The 16,639-nt window shown below is 34.7% G+C and carries 18 protein-coding genes; 7 read left to right on the top strand and 11 right to left on the bottom strand.

The genetic code is table 11. From position 1 onward, the window contains the following. Positions 1-97: 97 nt before the first annotated feature. The 11 genes from ACTQYZ_RS08575 to ACTQYZ_RS08525 form a co-directional block, all read right to left on the bottom strand. Positions 98-724 (bottom strand): response regulator transcription factor, encoded by a 627-nt coding sequence (locus ACTQYZ_RS08575; RefSeq protein WP_441021720.1) that lies wholly within the window; start codon positions 722-724, stop codon positions 98-100. Beyond that, entirely contained in the window at positions 721-1,821 is a 1,101-nt protein-coding gene (locus ACTQYZ_RS08570) for a sensor histidine kinase (protein WP_441416405.1), read from the bottom strand. Before ACTQYZ_RS08570 ends, ACTQYZ_RS08575 begins: the two co-directional genes overlap by 4 nt. Positions 1,822-2,038: 217 nt before the next feature. Next, a complete protein-coding gene (locus tag ACTQYZ_RS08565; protein ID WP_441416404.1) occupies positions 2,039-3,715 on the bottom strand; it encodes a hypothetical protein in 1,677 nt (558 codons plus the stop codon). A 376-nt stretch (positions 3,716-4,091) separates the two neighbouring features. Beyond that, positions 4,092-4,697 (bottom strand): YczE/YyaS/YitT family protein, encoded by a 606-nt coding sequence (locus tag ACTQYZ_RS08560; protein ID WP_021885137.1) that lies wholly within the window; start codon positions 4,695-4,697, stop codon positions 4,092-4,094. After that, a complete protein-coding gene (locus tag ACTQYZ_RS08555; RefSeq protein WP_441416403.1) occupies positions 4,687-5,607 on the bottom strand; it encodes a carbon-nitrogen hydrolase family protein in 921 nt (306 codons plus the stop codon). Before ACTQYZ_RS08555 ends, ACTQYZ_RS08560 begins: the two co-directional genes overlap by 11 nt. 52 nt (positions 5,608-5,659) lie before the next feature. Continuing rightward, positions 5,660-6,025 (bottom strand): ACT domain-containing protein, encoded by a 366-nt coding sequence (locus ACTQYZ_RS08550; protein ID WP_055298413.1) that lies wholly within the window; start codon positions 6,023-6,025, stop codon positions 5,660-5,662. A 364-nt stretch (positions 6,026-6,389) separates the two neighbouring features. Beyond that, the gene (locus tag ACTQYZ_RS08545; RefSeq protein ID WP_441416402.1) at positions 6,390-6,992 is read right to left on the bottom strand and encodes a hypothetical protein; all 603 of its coding nucleotides are present in this window, start codon (positions 6,990-6,992) and stop codon (positions 6,390-6,392) included. Between the two features lie 127 nt (positions 6,993-7,119). Beyond that, positions 7,120-8,796, bottom strand: a complete 1,677-nt coding sequence (locus tag ACTQYZ_RS08540) for a recombinase family protein (RefSeq protein ID WP_441416401.1) — start codon at positions 8,794-8,796, stop codon at positions 7,120-7,122. 251 nt (positions 8,797-9,047) lie between these two features. Continuing rightward, positions 9,048-9,890 (bottom strand): ParB/RepB/Spo0J family partition protein, encoded by an 843-nt coding sequence (locus ACTQYZ_RS08535; protein WP_441416400.1) that lies wholly within the window; start codon positions 9,888-9,890, stop codon positions 9,048-9,050. After that, a complete protein-coding gene (locus ACTQYZ_RS08530) occupies positions 9,875-10,204 on the bottom strand; it encodes a hypothetical protein (protein WP_441416399.1) in 330 nt (109 codons plus the stop codon). The genes ACTQYZ_RS08535 and ACTQYZ_RS08530 overlap by 16 nt, the downstream gene beginning before the upstream one ends. Positions 10,205-10,405: 201 nt before the next feature. Continuing rightward, positions 10,406-10,615 carry a hypothetical protein gene (locus tag ACTQYZ_RS08525; RefSeq protein ID WP_441416416.1) on the bottom strand — a complete coding sequence of 70 codons (210 nt, stop codon included), beginning with the start codon at positions 10,613-10,615 and terminating at the stop codon, positions 10,406-10,408. Between the two features lie 507 nt (positions 10,616-11,122). Between ACTQYZ_RS08525 and ACTQYZ_RS08520 the strand changes: the two genes are divergently transcribed. The 7 genes from ACTQYZ_RS08520 to ACTQYZ_RS08490 are packed head-to-tail and all read left to right on the top strand — an operon-like array spanning position 11,123 to position 16,272. Continuing rightward, entirely contained in the window at positions 11,123-11,347 is a 225-nt protein-coding gene (locus tag ACTQYZ_RS08520) for a helix-turn-helix domain-containing protein (protein WP_441416398.1), read from the top strand. Beyond that, a complete protein-coding gene (locus tag ACTQYZ_RS08515; RefSeq protein WP_441416397.1) occupies positions 11,340-11,756 on the top strand; it encodes a very short patch repair endonuclease in 417 nt (138 codons plus the stop codon). The genes ACTQYZ_RS08520 and ACTQYZ_RS08515 overlap by 8 nt, the downstream gene beginning before the upstream one ends. Next, positions 11,749-12,753: a DNA cytosine methyltransferase gene (locus ACTQYZ_RS08510; protein WP_441015467.1), complete on the top strand. Its 1,005-nt coding sequence runs from the start codon at positions 11,749-11,751 to the stop codon at positions 12,751-12,753. The genes ACTQYZ_RS08515 and ACTQYZ_RS08510 overlap by 8 nt, the downstream gene beginning before the upstream one ends. Further along, a complete protein-coding gene (locus ACTQYZ_RS08505) occupies positions 12,746-13,837 on the top strand; it encodes an HpaII family restriction endonuclease (protein WP_441416396.1) in 1,092 nt (363 codons plus the stop codon). The genes ACTQYZ_RS08510 and ACTQYZ_RS08505 overlap by 8 nt, the downstream gene beginning before the upstream one ends. After that, positions 13,834-14,784, top strand: coding sequence for a DNA (cytosine-5-)-methyltransferase (gene dcm / locus ACTQYZ_RS08500; protein WP_441416395.1), 951 nt, complete (start codon positions 13,834-13,836; stop codon positions 14,782-14,784). Before ACTQYZ_RS08505 ends, dcm begins: the two co-directional genes overlap by 4 nt. Next, on the top strand, positions 14,777-15,700 hold the full coding sequence (locus tag ACTQYZ_RS08495) for a Kiwa anti-phage protein KwaB-like domain-containing protein (protein WP_441416394.1): 924 nt from the start codon (positions 14,777-14,779) through the stop codon (positions 15,698-15,700). The genes dcm and ACTQYZ_RS08495 overlap by 8 nt, the downstream gene beginning before the upstream one ends. After that, a complete protein-coding gene (locus tag ACTQYZ_RS08490) occupies positions 15,700-16,272 on the top strand; it encodes a hypothetical protein (RefSeq protein ID WP_441416393.1) in 573 nt (190 codons plus the stop codon). The genes ACTQYZ_RS08495 and ACTQYZ_RS08490 overlap by 1 nt, the downstream gene beginning before the upstream one ends. Positions 16,273-16,639: the final 367 nt, after the last annotated feature.

Genomic DNA, 16,639 nt, shown 5'->3' with positions numbered 1-16,639 from the left:
TTTGTAACACATCACCCAAAAGAGTACTTCTTCTAATTTATATATAAAAAAAGATATCTTTCGATTTATTAATCAAATAGACATCTTTTTTATTTTATTAAAACCCACGGATTACAAGTCCACTTTCTCTTGCCATTACAGCTAGCTGCGTTCTTGACGTAAATCCAGTTTTTTGAAACATATTTTTTATATGTTTTTTTACAGTATGTACTGAAAGATGAAGCCTTTGTGCAATGATTTCATCTGTATCACCACTTGTAAGCTCTCTCAAAACTTCAAGTTCTCTAGGAGTAAATTCTACACTATTTGCCATTCCTAGCTTTAATGTAGGTGTTGTATCAGGATAAATAGACTCTCCATTCATCGTTCTATCCATAATCTCAAGTAATATTTCTTCAGAAGGCTCCTTGTACCAAAAACTATCTATATTACCTTGTCTTGCCCTGTCAATAAAATTACATTCCGGCTGACTAGTTACTATAATAATCTTAATACGTGGATACTTTTTCTTTATCATTGTCGCAGCATCGATACCACTGGAATGAAGTGCCGTACATACATCCATTAAAATTAAATCAATATTATTAGTCATACAATAAAATTCTGCCATCGATGCACTTTCAATAGAGGCTTTAAGATGATAACGCTCACTGTTTTTTAGTATAATTTCAAAAAGTTTCCTTGCCATAGGATCGTCTTCAACAATAAGTACATTTTTTTTCATATTATATTTTCCTTTCCTACATTTGGAATAGTAACCTCCAAAGAAAAATCCGGATTGGCACTAACTGTCATAGTACCTCCTTCACTTTCAATGCGTTTTCGTAACCCTGTAAGACCTCCTCCTTCCTTTAAAGGAATATTAGGAAGCCTCCCATCATTGGTAAAAACAGCACAATATACAAGTCCAGTTTGAGAAAATTGTATTTTAAGCTCCTTAGCACCTGCATGACGAACTGCGTTAGTCAAAGCCTCTGCCCCCGCATTTATTATAAGTTCAACTATTCTCTCTTCTTTTGGTATTTCTCCTTGTAGAATTACTTTTACGCCTGCTGACTCTGCTGCATCAATAAGATGTTTAAAAACTTTCTTCGGTTCATCGTACTCTAACTCACGACGAAGTAAAGAGATAGTTTTTTTCCATTTCTGTAAAATAAGAGATATATCTTGTTCGGTACTTTCTTGTGCTTCGTTTGCTAAATAATAACGTGTCATCATAAGATTTTGTCCAATAGAATCATGAATTTGCATTTTCATTGCAAGTCTTTGCTGTGTTCTAGTAAGATTTTCAACATTTCTTCTATATGACTTAAGTCTTACATTCATATCACGTAGCATTGTATTATTCTTTTTTAATTTATTTGCCAAATTATAAAGTTCTGTTACATCCATTGCCGTTACTTGTACAATTTCCTCATCATTCAAATATAAAATTTGCCTATCAAATATCCATGCACTTTCATCAGGAAGTATAACCGCAGGAATACTCAAAAGTTCCCCTCTACGCGCTCCTGATTTAAGATCTCCTTTAGATATGCACTGCCAAAATCGTTCTCCGTTTTGTAAAGACTCTCCACATAATATATGACTAAGTTTTTCCATTTGCAAATTCACTAAAATCAATAATCCTGATTTTTTAAAAAAGCAAAGCCCTGTACTAATTAAATCTGCACCTTCCTTAACAGATTCTTTCGTAATAGATGATTTTTTATATTTCCAATATATACCCATAATCCAATATGAATATACTACAGTCATAATAATATATAAATATATTACCAAAACAGGAATATTCATTATATTCCGTGTAATTACCAACATTGATTCTCCAAGAAACTTTGAATAAGTACCTGAAGATAAAAAACTTAGCAACAAAAGAGATATAACTGTAATTAAAAATAATACTTTACAATGAAATAATTTTAACTTATAAAAGTATTCCATACAACAAACATAAAGCTGAAAGCATAAAACAACAAATAAAATAACTAAAAGTATAGAATGTTGACTATAGGGAAGAGAAAATATTGTTCTCATTTTATTGTACCTCTTTCGGTAAAAGGAATGTAATATATATATCATTTTCTTGTCTTGAAATGAATGCAGTAGCATTATGTTTTAGTAGAAACGCCTTATCTAATTTAATAGATTCACTTTCACATGATATAGCAATGGTCATTTTAACAGACTCTGATTTCACTTCAAGATTAACCAATATTGCATTTATTGTCGTTAATGTAGATTCTATTATCATTTCAAAAAAAGCATATGTTGCAAGAGCAGAATCCTTAGATAAAAAACCTTCACATTTACATAAACAAGAAGCTGATACTCCAGAAACTCGAAGATTTTCAATTGATTCACGGATACAATATTCTAATTCTTGTGAAAGCAGAAAATTCGATTCTTCGCTAAGAAGAATTAAATTACCGTATCTTTTTATATAAGAGCTAATAATGCATATTCTTTCTAAATTTTCTCTTATTTTCTCATTATTATTTGATAAATATAGTAATGATTCTAAATACTTTAGTTGAGGTTTTACTTCTTCTGTTATTTTATCGTAAATTCGTTTTTGTTCATCTGCTATAGCCTGTTTTTTTTTCAATTCTAATTCAGCTTCCAATAATTTATTATTTTCAGAAAGACGCAAACTAATTCGTTCCAATTTTTTTAATAGATTCTTAACCATAGATATATCTTCAACCCACAGAATATATCCACCGCTAATATGAGCTCCAGATAACCTTTCATTTTCAATTTCTACAAAACCATTCTCAGTACGACGCATAATTTCTTTTGCAAAAATCCTTGAATTATTTGATGCAAAACAGATATTATAATTTTCATCTACAATCTGAGCTCCTATCGTTGATACATTAAACAGATCATTATATCTTATATTAGATGGAATCAATCGGCACTGTATACAAGCCTCACATACCCCTATCACTACAAGCGATAAAAATGCTGTTATATCTCCTGCAATTAAGAAAAGAATAGGATTTCCTATAATATATAATACAACATATAAAAATCCAACTGCTACAGGTATCATAGGCGCCCAAATTCTCTTCCTTTTATGCGGTACACGACTATGAGCAAAAAGAAGAATAAGAAAACTAATTGTTTCAATAAGTATCCAGCCTATACAAACATAATAAAGTGGTTTATATATATAAAATAGATCTTCTCCAACTATCCCAAATGGAAATGCAAATATCAGTTGATGAAAATTATTCGTTAAAATTAACAAAACAAAAATAACTCCAGGAATCATAAGAGCTTTTAGTGGTTTTGATAAAGTATGATTTTCACCTTTCCCAAGAAAAGAAGAAATGTAAATTCCAATCAAAGGAATAAATAACATTGGTATATAATAACCATACCAACAGTAAGTCTGCAGCAAAGGAAAAGTTCTTAAAAAATGGAATTTACATGTTCTTATAATAAACCAATATAATAATAAAAATACTACTGCCAACATATATTTACGAACAGAACGATTAATCACACGGTTTTGTACAGAAATTCCCCATGTAGCGATAATACCAATATAAATCAATGAACGAAGCAATGAAGATAGATAATTAAATCCATCAATTACAATATCAAATCTGGAGATTAAACGACAAATTACTGCAATTAACACAAGAGTAAAAACAACCAATAAAATTTTATATTCTCTTCTAAATTTATTTATGTTCTTTGTCATGTATAATCTCCTCCTTGATTAAGATAACAACAACTTTTATAAATAATGAATTTATTTTAAAGATTCAGATAAAATTAAATAAAATTTAGTTTCTATTTTATACTTTCATTTATATAATATATAAATTTTTCTTTATTTATCTAACCAACTCAACCACCGTCTCAACATGGGACGATGTTCAAGAGAAAACATACTCACCCCCTATTGTACAAGGGAATGGTGGAACGCACCTTTTCCCTTAAAATCTAGTGGTTCGAGCCTGTGAGAACCTTGAATTATCCTATAATTTGTATAGGCAAACAGGGTAAAGCTCTGTTCCTTAAGCTTCATTTTTCATGTCACCCCTACAAACTGGAAGTTGTAAGTTTCTTTACTATCATATCTTTAAAACTTGTTTTGCTTTCGCATTAACAAATTGGATAATTGGGCCTGAAATGATAACTGTAATAAGCGTGCATACACCAAACTTTCCGCCAAACAAAACACCTGTAACAACAACCAAAATATCCAATGCCATTCGGACAAATTTAATCTGCCAGTGATTTTTTTCTGCTAAAGCAAAAGTGACTGCCTCATAGGAGCCTCTACCAAGGGATGCCGATGCATATAGTCCTGTTCCGACAGCAAACAAAACCACTCCTAACAACATAATTAAAAAATTGATCCACTTATATGTACTGTAAATATGGCAGTTAGCAAACAAATCTACACAGGTACTGTATACAATCTGGTACAACACAGTTCCTATATGAATCTGACTTTTATCGTAAATGAGCGCAAACAAAATCATTCCCAATGCTACAACAAAAGATGCTGTGCCAATGCTTATGTGAAATGTTCTTGCAATCCCCTGCCACAGCACCGCAAGCGTAGCTCCGCCAAATCCAGCATACAGCGCAAGTGTAATTCCATAAGCCGCAATTATAGAACCTATTACAAGGATTGCCAATTTCTTTAGTGTTTTTTTATTGTTATTTTTCATTGACTTTTAATTCAAGCACATCCGGACGAGCATAATGCCCGATTGCATCATGCTCCATTTTGCAGGCGGCAGGCAAATTCATATCAAGTTCTGCGTAAATTATAGTTTCTTTATCCCAGACAGGTTTTGTCAAATAATGCCCACATGGATCAATAATGCAGCTTCCTCCTCTGCACACAAGTCCTGGAAGTTCAGATACGATATTATACTCCTGCAGATCAGAAGGGTATGAACTGCGTCTGATAATCATATCAGCGTTGATAAAGAAACATTTTCCTTCGATTGCAATATGCTGAATGGTGGCTTGCCACTCCGGATTGTCATTGGTATTAGGTGAAATATAAATAGTGATTCCTTTTTGATAAAGTGCCACACGGGCAAGTGGCATATAGCTTTCCCAACAGATCATGCTACCAATCGGTCCCCATGGTGTTTCAGTAACAGGAAAATACTCTTTATTCGCATCTCCCCATACAACACGCTCAGAGCCTGTCGGCTTCAATTTTCTGTGCACCTTATATGACCCATCCGGTTCAAAAATAACATTACTGTTATAAAGTGTTCCACTAACGGCATCTCTCTCAGAAAAGCCAAGGCTGATGTATGCTCCTGTTTCCCTGGCTACTTCTGCAAGCTGCTGGAATTCCGTCTCTCCAGCAACAACAGAAGCATCATAATATCGTTTCCAATCTTTTCGTCCATACTCACTTCGTTTTCCTACACTAAACCCAAAATTCATTCCAACAGGATATCCCGGAATAAAAAGTTCTGGAAAAACAATTAAGTCCGGCTTTTTAGTTGCGGCCTCATTAATATATCGAAGTGCCTTTTTCAGCGATGCACTTTTATCAAACATTACCGGTTCTGCCTGCACCAATGCGATTTTACAAATATTATCAATATCTTTCATGCTAATAATTCACTCCTCGTATGATTTTCTTTGGGTTTAAAGCATCTGAAATCTATATCACTGTATATCCGGCATTTAATAATACAGCTAATGATTTTTCAAAATCCGCATCTTTCACTAAAATATAATCTGTGTTGAATGTAGATACCGCAAAAATTCCAATTTTATTATCTGCAAGTATTCCAGACAACTTTGAAAGAATGCCAATAAGTGAAAAATCCAAAATTCCTTGAATACGGAAACCACGCCACCCATCTTCACGTTCTATTGTGTTTTCAGGAACGTCATTTGTTTCACACACAAGAGAAATTTCTTCATCTGTTTTACCAATGAAGTAGAATTCCTTGCTTAAATCTATATCATCAATGTTTTTGACTTTACATACCGTTAGCAACCGCTCTAATTTATTTAATACCAGCAAATTGCTCTCCTCCACAAATTCCGATTTGTCAATTTCATTAAATATGAATTTTATCTTTCTCCAGTGGATACAGATATGTAATCGGATTGTGTGCCGACTGATTTAACTTCGGTCGGGCAATCTACTTTACATATCTTTTCTCTACAATATTAGTTTTTATTTATGTGCTTTAGTCAACAGAACAACACTCTCGACATGGGACGATTGAGTAGAATTGATGTCAAATTTTTATGCCTGTCCATGGGAACATATCTACTGCAAAAATGGTGACATCTTTTTCAGTGTCTAAACCTTGTACGTTCGTGGGAACAATTCGACAATTGAAATGCATCTTCTAGTTAATTATACTATTTAAGCCATATTATCGAAATATCCCTAATTCTCGCTGCAACTTGTAATAATTATTTTTCATACTATTTTCTTTGGAAATATATTCGAAACTAGATTCAGCCGGATAGTATTCTTCTGAAAACTTTCGCGCAAATTCCAAAACATGACCGCGTTCACACACATAATCTAGCCAATTGATGCCTGCCGACAGAGTGATATTTGACAAATACTCTGCACTCCGTTTGTCTTGTTCACTTGCCAAAAAGCAAGTGTAGTGTTGTGGATCGCTATTAGGATGATTATGGAATCGCATTATTGTTTGATATCCGTTTACTGTGCAAAAAGTTACTAATTCAGATATATCCACATTAAAAGAAACACTTTGGTTATCATCCCCTTTATTTGCATAAAAACACTTTACTTTATTATTTTTCAAGCATCCCAAAACAACCCACTCGTGTTTTTTTCCTTTAAGTAAATTCGCCACATAACTTGGAAACATTTCACAATCAATGTCAGAAGTATAGAATTTTCCTGATGGTCTTAATTTTGACTTAAAATCTTTATCTGGATATGAGTTTGTTTCTCGCAATGTAAAGTGAATTTTTATATATTTATTGCGGCGCTTTTCCATTAGTTTTTTTACTTCTGTTTCTGATAGTGGTCTTCTATGCGAAATCCAAAAGACTAATTCCGTAAATAACCATAATGTTATACAAGATAGAAATATTATTAGAATCATCATATACACTTCTTACAGGTCAATTCACCCTAGACATCAATACCACCGTCTCGACTGTGTTTTCGAAATTCGGAATAAACATATCGGCTTCGTTCCCTTGATAATATACCGGAAAACGAAATTGTATGCTCTTTAATATCTGACCGTTTTCCAACGGTTCGGGATATATCTCGATTTTCTTTATAAAGCTGTGAAGAAATTCTTTCTTCTCAAATTCGGTAAATTCATTATATATTATATCAAATAACTCTAAAAATTCAAATATTCGTTTCTGAGAGATTTTTTGTTCCTTTATAGCCTTGATTTGTGTTTGTACGGTTTCAAGATTTTCGGTTGCCTCTGCAATCTCATCATATAGTGAATTTATACGATTTTGCATATCGGTATATTTTTGCTCGTAATGCCTGTCGGAACAGTCGAGCCTGTCAATTTGAGAGCCAAGTCGTTCCTTTGCGGCAGTAAGCTGTCTTATCTGTGTCATTAAATATGCTTCTTCTTTTTCATACTTGGATAAATCTACACTTGCATCTAATTTTTCTTTTATTGCAGAATCGAACTTTGAATTTTTAACGATATTTCTTATTACTTCCACAACCGCTTCATTTATCTTTTCCTGATGAATTTGCTTTTTGAAAGTACATTTGTGTCCGTCATATTCCAATCTGTGTTTGCAGGCGTAATACCAATAATCTCTGTAAAAGCTTCCGTCTTTTTTGCGTTTGCGGTTGACACTGCCATACAACCCGGCACCGCATATAGGACATTTAATTATACCGGTCAATAAATGCTGATGTTCTGTACTGTATATTTTTTCATTCTTTATACCGGTCTTTTTTCTCTTATCTTGAGCTAAAAGCCAATCCTCTTCGCTGATAATCGCATCGTGAATACCGTCATAGACAGGATATTCTTCTTGCTTTACCACGTGATATTCATTACGGCTACCCTGTATTTTTTCTGTTTTTCTTCGACCAAAGGCAATTTTTCCGCAATAAATAGGGTTATCCAACACGAGCTTTACAAAATGGGCCGTAAATGCATCCAAAGTTCCGTTTTGGCGTTTCTTTTTGATATAGCCTTGGTGATTCAGATATTTTGCAACAGTGCCGGCACCCATTGTGGTATGAATGAATTTATCGTAGATAATGCGAATAATTTCTGCCTCATCTTCGGCTATTTTTAACTCGCCGTCAATAAGTTCATAACCGTATGGTGCAAACCCTCCGTTCCATTTGCCTTCACGAGCCTTCTGTTTTCTGCCTTCCATTGTTTGAACAAGAATATTTTCTCGTTCAATTTCCGCAACGGCAGACAGCACCGAAATCATAAGTTTGCCGCTGTCCTTTGAACTGTCAATACCGTCCTCAACGCAGATAAGATTAACCCCGTAATCCTGCATCAGTTGTAAAGAATTAAGAACATCGGCTGCATTCCTGCCAAATCGGGACAATTTGAACACCAGCACATATTGTACATTATCTTTTCCTTCGGATATGTCGTTAAGCATAGTTTGGAATTCAGGCCTGCCTTCAATATTTTTACCGGACTTACCTTCATCGGAATATTCTCCGGCAATCATAAAGTCCTGAAATTCGGCATACCTTCTTAACTTTTCTTTCTGTGCATCAAGGCTGAACCCGTCGACCTGCATAGATGTTGATACACGGGTGTATATATAGCAATTTTTCCTTTTCATACGATAACTCCTTTCTGATTTGCTTACATTATATTGCTGTCTAAATAAAGACTCCAATGTACGGCAGAAGGGGGCTAAGCCCCTTTCTGCGGACTGTTACGATTTTTTGCATTGGCGGTTTGGAAATTGTCTCAAAATATCTTCCGTTGTTACCAAACGATATTTATCTCCGTATTTTAAGTACATCTTTGCCATTAAGTCTAAAAACCTATCGTATTCGGCTTGCCCGGTTTTATCGCTTTTTAGTGTCATCATCTTGCTTCACCTCTGTTTCTTTCTCGCTGTCTCTGCCATTTTTCAAGCAGTGTTATGATTGTTTTTTGCATATCCAGGCTTGTATAACTTTTGGGGAAATATTTGCGGATATCTTCGGTTTTGAATTTGACCTGTTCTTTCTGATTTGGCTTTTCTTCACTTAACACGGCAAATATCGTGTCTATGGACAATCCGCCTTGCTCGCTGAATTTTCGCAGTCGCTGTGCTTGTGAAAGTGAAGGCGTGGCGTCTGTGTATTCTATTTCTTCGGCTAATATTTTCTGCTCGTTATCGGGCAGATACGAAAGCTCAACAGCCGGAGTAAAGGCTATCCTTTCTTCATCAACGAGTTTTAACAGTTCGGGTATTAGGTGTGTTAGACGGATATATCTTTGGACTTGTCTTGCACTGTCATTTACTGTTTCGGCGATTTGTTCATCTGTTCTTGACTTTGTGCCAACTTGGCACGAAGTTTTTCCCTGATGTCTCATCGCTTCCAATTTCATCTTGTAAGCAAAGGCTTTTTCGCTTGGCAGTAGGTGTTCTCTTTGAAAATTTGAATCCACCATTGCTATTACAGCTTCGTCTTTTGTCATATCTCTGACTATTGCCGGAACGGTATGTATCCCCAATTCCTTGCAAGCCTCAACTCTCCTGTGACCGCTGATAATCTCGAAAGTACCGGCGGAAAAAGAACGAACGATTATCGGCTGGAGCAAACCGTTTTCTTTTACGCTATCTTTCAGTTCTTCGTTTTCAATTCCGTCTCTTTTCTTGAACGGATGATTTTCAAAGGGAATGAGTAAATCTATGTTGATGTTCTTTATGGTTTCCTGCATTTCAAATCCTCCTTGTCCAATATTTCTATTTTTTTAAGAGCGATACCTTTGCCGTTTTTCTCATAAATCAATCTCAGATTTGTACCGTTATCTATCTCATGAAAGCCGAGATAACTCTGCCACCAAAACACAGGCGTGATAATCTTTCTTCCGTCGCTTAACTGAAAGAACAGACGCATCATGTTTTTGCTTGCCTCTGCTCTCATTATCAGTTTTGCGAAGTATTCGCCCTCTTTGTCTATGAAGTGATAATCGGTAGTTATGATGTGTTCTTCTCTCATTTCGTCTCTTGTGTATACTTTGTTTGCTATCATATTTAAGTCCTTTCTTTTACGGCAGGTAAGAATTATATATTTATTTATATATTTATACGGTTACCTGCTATTTGAATTGTTTTGAACGGCGAGTGAGAATAATAACCGGACAGTCATTTTTTTTGTATCGAAAAGGTGCCGAAATCATCAAAACTTTTCTCTGTAAGCCGTTTAATTTTGAATTGAATATCCGTTATCCTTTTATCCCGAATCGTTGAAATCGTTGCTGTTCGTTGTCGATTTGACACTTCTTTTAGAGCAATATATTGAACAACTTACAACGATTGCTCTGAAACTCTGTTTGCAGTCATTCCGGCATTTGCGGCACAAATCGTTGTATGTTCTTCTGCCTGTTTTGGGACTGATAAAAAAGTCCCATTCCTGTTTTAATTTCTTTGATAATCTTGCCATAGAAAAAACTCCTTTCACTAATTTGGACAAGGGGTGTAAAAATGCACACCCAAATTGACCGATTTTTCAAATATTTCTTTGAGAAAATTTATCCCCTCACTTGTTTGAACCGGGAATCGAAAAAATGGGGGTTATTTTGAAAAGAAAATTAAAAATCCCCTCACTTGTTTGAAATGGGAAACGATTCTTGGGGGGTGTTTTTGAAAAAACAAAAATCTCCTCCCGATTCATCGAACCGAGAGGAGAAAGTGTTTGAAATACTATTAAATTGTAAAGTATCGTACAGAAACAGAAGCGTTACAAATCAACTTCCCAAATTTGAAAATTTGTTGATTTTGGGAAACAAAACGGCAAAAATGGGTTTAAGCCATTTTGTTTCACTACTATGCTTTTTGTCTGTAAGTTTTTCGGACTGTAAATACAAAATATTGGTGTTTGCAAACTTATTGTATTGAAAATTGCTCTGCTTGATGTTATAATAGATTCATATCGGCAAGGAGGTCAGTTATGAAAGTAAGTTACGATAAACTATGGAAAATATTGATTGATAAAAAGATGAAAAAATATCAATTAAGAGAACAGGCCCATATAAGCAGTAATTCCGTTGCAAAACTCAGTAAGGACGAACTTGTCAGTATGGAAGTTCTGATGAAAATATGCGAGACACTCGAATGTGATATAGGTGATATATGCGGCTTTTATAACGACAGCGAGGAAAAAACCGATGCATAAAACAAAAGAGCAAATCACTTACAATATGCAACAGGTTAAATCCAAAGATACAAAAATTGAGGTAATGTTAAGAAAAGAACTTTGGTCAAGGGGCTTGCGCTATCAGAAGAATTGCAAGAAGGTGTTTGGAAATCCAGATATTGTTTTTATCGGTAAAAAAGTTGCGGTCTTTTGTGACAGCGAGTTTTGGCACGGTTACGATTGGAACAACAAGAAAAATGAATTCAAATCAAATCAAGAATTTTGGATTCCCAAAATCGAAAGAAATATCGCCCGAGATAACGAGGTTAATGAAACACTCAAAAATTCAGGCTGGACGGTGTTGAGATTTTGGGGTAATGACATCAAAAAGAACTTACAGGCGTGTGCCGATGAAATTGAAAGGACGGTAAAAAGTAATAATGGCTAAATATAAATCTATTGATTTATTTGCGGGAATCGGCGGCATTCGCCTTGGATTTGACAGAGCATTCGGGGATGAAATCAGTACTGTTTTTGTAAGTGAATGGGATGAATATGCACAGAAAACATACAAAGCCAATTTTTACGATAACTTTGAGATTGCCGGAGATATAACAAAAATAAATGAAAAAGATATACCGCAATTCGATATTTGTCTTGCCGGATTTCCCTGCCAAGCATTCAGTCTTGCGGGAAAAAGACAAGGTTTTGACGATAATTACAAAGGACTTTGCAGAGGTACTTTGTTTATGGATGTTGCAAGAATCTGCGAGTATCATAAACCGAGAGTAATTTTTTGTGAAAATGTTAAAGGGCTTAAAATTCACGACAGGGGCAGAACATTTGAAATAATCAGAAAAACATTTGAAGATTTGGGATATAAAGTATTCAGCGAAGTTTTGAACAGTAAGGACTTCGGTGTTCCTCAAAACAGAGAAAGAATATATATTGTTGCTTTCAGAAACGATATAGCGCCGGAAGAATTTGAATTTCCAAAGGCAACCGACGATACAAAACGAATTAAAGATATTGTTGAGGAAAAACCGGTACCCGCAAAATACTATTTGAGTGATGTTTATGTAGAAACCTTACGAAGACATAAAGCTCGTCACGAAGCGAAGGGAAACGGTTTCGGATATGAAATCCGAGAGTGGGACGGTATAGCAGGTGCAATAGTATGCGGCGGAATGGGCAGAGAGCGAAATCTGCTTATAGATAAGCGTCAAAAGGATTTAACACCTACAACACATATCAAAGGTGAAATTAATAAAGAAGGCATCCGAAAAATGACTCCGCGTGAGTGGGCTCGTTTACAAGGATTTCCCGATACATTCAATCTTCCGCTTGCAGATGTTCATCTGTATAAACAATTCGGAAACAGTGTTACGGTAAATGTTATTGAAGCCATTGCAAAGCAAATTAAGGAGGTACTTGAAAATGCCTAAATTATCTGGTAACAAAGGCGAATGGAGTGAAATTTATGCTTTTCTTCGTTTGCTTGAAGTGAAAAAATTATATGCGGCGGATGCCGAACTTAATAAAAAAGACGATATGTTTTATAACATTATAAACATAATTCGTTCCGAACCGATAGGCAATCTTGAGTTTAGAATAAACAGGGTTGACGATACAATTTCTGTTGTAAAAACCGATGATAATAACATATTGCTCACATTGCCTTGCAGTGAATTCAAAAATGCCGCCGATGTTCTTTATCAAGAAATAATATGTACGACTGCTTCTGCCTTTGAACTGCCCGATACAGAAGAATTTCTTGATATTCTTAAAATCGGTGTTCTTAAAGCAAAATCAACCGATAAAGCCGATATTCGAATAAAAATTCACGATATAAATACAGGCTATGAAACCGTTCAAGGATTCAGTATAAAATCAAGATTGGGCAGTCCTTCTACTCTTGTTAATGCCGGTAAAACAACAAACTTTATTTTTGAAGTAACGGGTAATATCAATGATGATGTAATGAATGAGTTTAATACCTGCTCAAAGAAATTCAAGAATAAGTTTGATGTACTAAACAGTAATTACTGTGACATTAAATACAACTCAATGGAAAACGGCATTTTTGAAAGCAATTTGCAACTTATTGACGGAGACCTACCGAAAATTTGTGCTTATATGCTTAAAGAGTATTATTCATCCGGGGTCAATACCGTAAAGAATTCTCTTGAATCATTAGGTTTACATAATCCTATCGGATATGATTTATCAAAGGGTCATCCGTTTTACGAATATAAATTCAAAAAATTCCTTGCCGAATGCGCTCTTGGTATGCTTCCGTCAAAAGTTTGGGACGGTACCGCAGATGCAACGGGAGGATATATTATAGTAAGAGAAGACGGAGAGGTGTTGTGTTACCATCTGTTTAACAGAAACGAATTTGAAACATATTTGATAAATAATACAAAATTCGAAACCGCAAGCACATCACGTCACGAATTCGGTTCTATTTACAAAGATAACGGAAGGTATTATCTTAAGCTGAACTTACAGGTAAGATTCATAAAATGACAGTTGCTAAACCCAAAGTATGTAGTTTATTTGCAGGTATTGGAGGAATAGATTTAGCGTTTGCACAAGCGGGATTTGAAATTGTTTGGGCAAATGAAATAGATAAAGATGCCTGTAAAACATATCAACATAATTTCCCCGACACGATACTGTCCGAATACGATATAAGAAAAATCAAGGCTTCGTCTATCCCCGATTTCAACATTTTGACTGCTGGCTTTCCGTGTCAATCCTTTTCGGTGTGCGGAAATAAGAAAGGCTTTGAAGATGAGCGAGGCAATCTGTTCTTTGAAATAATGAGATTTGCGGACGAAAAGAAACCGGAAGTAATTTTTCTTGAGAATGTTGCAAACCTTACGGAACACGACAACGGAAAAACATTTAACCGTATTCACAACGAACTGTCCGAGAGAAATTATTACATAAGATACATTATTGCAGACGCCTGTAATTACGGAATACCGCAGCACAGAACAAGAACATATATCGTTGCTTTCAAGGATTTTGATATGTGCAACAAATTCAAATTTCCCGAAGAACAGCCTTTGAAAAAGCATATATTTGATGTTATTGACCGTTCTATTCGTGCAGACGATAAATACTATCTTGATGAAAAGTCGGTACAATATCAAAAAATGAAAGCCGCAATTACCGATAAAAATCAAATATACAGATTTTCCGATTACGGCATTCAAAAAAGTAATGACGGCATATCTTTTACGCTTAAAGCAAATATGGGAACGTGGTATAACCGTGTACCTATTATCAAAGACAACTTCGGGATAAGAACAATAACACCGAAAGAGTGTCTTGCTTTACAGGGGTTTCCGGCAACATTTGATTTTCCGGATATACCGATAAAAAGTATATATAAGCAGTCAGGAAACACGGTAGTGGTGCCGGTAATAAAAAGTATTGCAAAAAATATAAGGAGCAATTATGAATAATTTAAAAGAATTTATTGACAAAATTAAATCTAATCAGCCAAGAAATGTAGTTAAAATCTATTTTTCTCGCAAATCTAACAGTAGCATATCAAAGTATATTACACATAATCCGTCGATATCAGGAGCAGTTCAAACCGAACTATTTAACACTATCTTTCCATATGTGGACAAACAACTTGATTCGCTCAAATTAGTTGATTATAATCCTTTAGGCGTTTTAGATGGCGAATTAGAAAGCATAAGTACCGAAGAAATTCCGCTATTCCAAGATTTCTTAAATAGTATAACAGAAGAAAATATTAACAAAGAAATGAATTCTCTAAGAATTGAAAAAATCGATTTTTATTGTATTGAAATTTCATACGATGGAAAAACGGTGTATATGTTTAGACAGTTTCAGAAATTAAAAAAATTGAGACAAGGGTTTTTAACTAGAATTATCGACAACGAGTTAAATGTAATAGATAATGATTTCCTAGGCATAGATGAACTTATCGACATGATAGTATTTGAAGGCAAGATATACTTATTTAATCATATTTCGCTTGAAAGGGTATTCAGTTACAGAGATGAGTTTTTAAAGAAAACAAATGAAGCCCTTGGAGAGATTCTCACAAAAAATGTTATTAGTAATATTGAACAGTTTGCAGATGATTGTAGGAATGACATACGTATTATGAAAAGATTTACTAATATAATGACTAAAGAACGCTTACCTTTATTCTTTGATAACTATGATAAGGTTCCGGAAATTGTTGCTGAGCTGGAATTAGACTTGGATTTTGATGAAGAAGGGAAAATAATTTATAAAGAGCGTTCTCAACTTTTTCACATCATTAACTTACTTTCGGATGCATATTTTAAATCTCTATTAGCACAGAGAACTGGTGTTGCAAAAATAGAGGGTGAAATATAATGCTTACCAATTTTTCTAAATGGATGATATATACAGCTTCATATATAGTATTGTATCCGATTTTAATAATAAAAATTCTATTCAAGGCAAGAGAAGAAGATGTGACTTTTATAGAAAAAATACAATTGAATTTTTCAGAATCAAGAGAAATCATACTTGTATTATTTGGATTCATTTTTATCTCTACTCTGGTTATTTTAATTCTGAAAAAAGTCAGACCGAATACACGCTGTAAGGCGACATTGAAAAATAATGTAACATACGAAGTAGCATCATTTCTTGTTCCATATATTGTTTCAGTTTTGACCATTGATTTAAATTGGTATGGCTGGTTAATCAATATTATTATTTATGTATTCTTTGGTATAGTGATGATGTATGCTGATATAGTTCACCTATGCCCTATATTTTTATTATTGGGTTTTAAACTATATAAAGACTCTAACGAGAATTATGTGTATTCAAAGCTCTCAAAGGAGCAATATAATCAATTGTGTATTGAACAAATGGATGGTATTGAAGCCAAAACGTTAACAGGAAATTTGGCATTATCAACTGTTAAAAAATTTTAATCTATAAATACAAATATAAATCTACAGGTCTTAGGGTGTCCCTAACGATGTATTTGGGAGTGGGCTGCCCAAATACACTGCTCACTGCTCGCTGAAAGCACGAGCGACAGCACCGTTTTGGACAACCTGTCCATAAATGGTCTGCTCGCTCAGTATGTGCAGAAAGCGGGCAGATTACCGTTTGGTTATCCAACCGGTCTGCTCGCTCAGTATGTGCAGAAAGCGGGCAGATTACCGTTTGGTTATCCAACCGGTCTGCTCGCTAAGATTGAACGCACATTTTTATCTGTGGCAATTTTACATTCAAAATTAAATATCAAACAAAAAATAAGCACGGACAACAGAGTATTTCTGCAATCCGTGCTCA

Source organism: Anaerofustis sp. LCP19S3_F7 (assembly GCF_052119445.1).
GTDB classification, from domain to species: Bacteria; Bacillota; Clostridia; order Eubacteriales; family Anaerofustaceae; genus Anaerofustis; species Anaerofustis butyriciformans.
This window is presented reverse-complemented; position numbering and strand designations above follow the sequence as displayed.

What these genes read in the sequence shown, in the direction of transcription:
- ACTQYZ_RS08490 (WP_441416393.1), top strand. Translation starts at nt 15,700, where the DNA reads ATGCTTACCAATTTTTCTAAATGGATGATATATACAGCTTCATATATA.
- ACTQYZ_RS08520 (WP_441416398.1), top strand. Translation starts at nt 11,123, where the DNA reads ATGAAAGTAAGTTACGATAAACTATGGAAAATATTGATTGATAAAAAG.
- ACTQYZ_RS08555 (WP_441416403.1), bottom strand. Translation starts at nt 5,607, where the DNA reads ATGAAAGATATTGATAATATTTGTAAAATCGCATTGGTGCAGGCAGAA.
- ACTQYZ_RS08510 (WP_441015467.1), top strand. Translation starts at nt 11,749, where the DNA reads ATGGCTAAATATAAATCTATTGATTTATTTGCGGGAATCGGCGGCATT.
- ACTQYZ_RS08560 (WP_021885137.1), bottom strand. Translation starts at nt 4,697, where the DNA reads ATGAAAAATAACAATAAAAAAACACTAAAGAAATTGGCAATCCTTGTA.
- ACTQYZ_RS08575 (WP_441021720.1), bottom strand. Translation starts at nt 724, where the DNA reads ATGAAAAAAAATGTACTTATTGTTGAAGACGATCCTATGGCAAGGAAA.
- ACTQYZ_RS08515 (WP_441416397.1), top strand. Translation starts at nt 11,340, where the DNA reads ATGCATAAAACAAAAGAGCAAATCACTTACAATATGCAACAGGTTAAA.
- ACTQYZ_RS08545 (WP_441416402.1), bottom strand. Translation starts at nt 6,992, where the DNA reads ATGGAAAAGCGCCGCAATAAATATATAAAAATTCACTTTACATTGCGA.
- dcm (WP_441416395.1), top strand. Translation starts at nt 13,834, where the DNA reads ATGACAGTTGCTAAACCCAAAGTATGTAGTTTATTTGCAGGTATTGGA.
- ACTQYZ_RS08570 (WP_441416405.1), bottom strand. Translation starts at nt 1,821, where the DNA reads ATGTTGGTAATTACACGGAATATAATGAATATTCCTGTTTTGGTAATA.
- ACTQYZ_RS08540 (WP_441416401.1), bottom strand. Translation starts at nt 8,796, where the DNA reads ATGAAAAGGAAAAATTGCTATATATACACCCGTGTATCAACATCTATG.
- ACTQYZ_RS08495 (WP_441416394.1), top strand. Translation starts at nt 14,777, where the DNA reads ATGAATAATTTAAAAGAATTTATTGACAAAATTAAATCTAATCAGCCA.
- ACTQYZ_RS08530 (WP_441416399.1), bottom strand. Translation starts at nt 10,204, where the DNA reads ATGATAGCAAACAAAGTATACACAAGAGACGAAATGAGAGAAGAACAC.
- ACTQYZ_RS08505 (WP_441416396.1), top strand. Translation starts at nt 12,746, where the DNA reads ATGCCTAAATTATCTGGTAACAAAGGCGAATGGAGTGAAATTTATGCT.
- ACTQYZ_RS08525 (WP_441416416.1), bottom strand. Translation starts at nt 10,615, where the DNA reads ATGGCAAGATTATCAAAGAAATTAAAACAGGAATGGGACTTTTTTATC.
- ACTQYZ_RS08565 (WP_441416404.1), bottom strand. Translation starts at nt 3,715, where the DNA reads ATGACAAAGAACATAAATAAATTTAGAAGAGAATATAAAATTTTATTG.
- ACTQYZ_RS08535 (WP_441416400.1), bottom strand. Translation starts at nt 9,890, where the DNA reads ATGCAGGAAACCATAAAGAACATCAACATAGATTTACTCATTCCCTTT.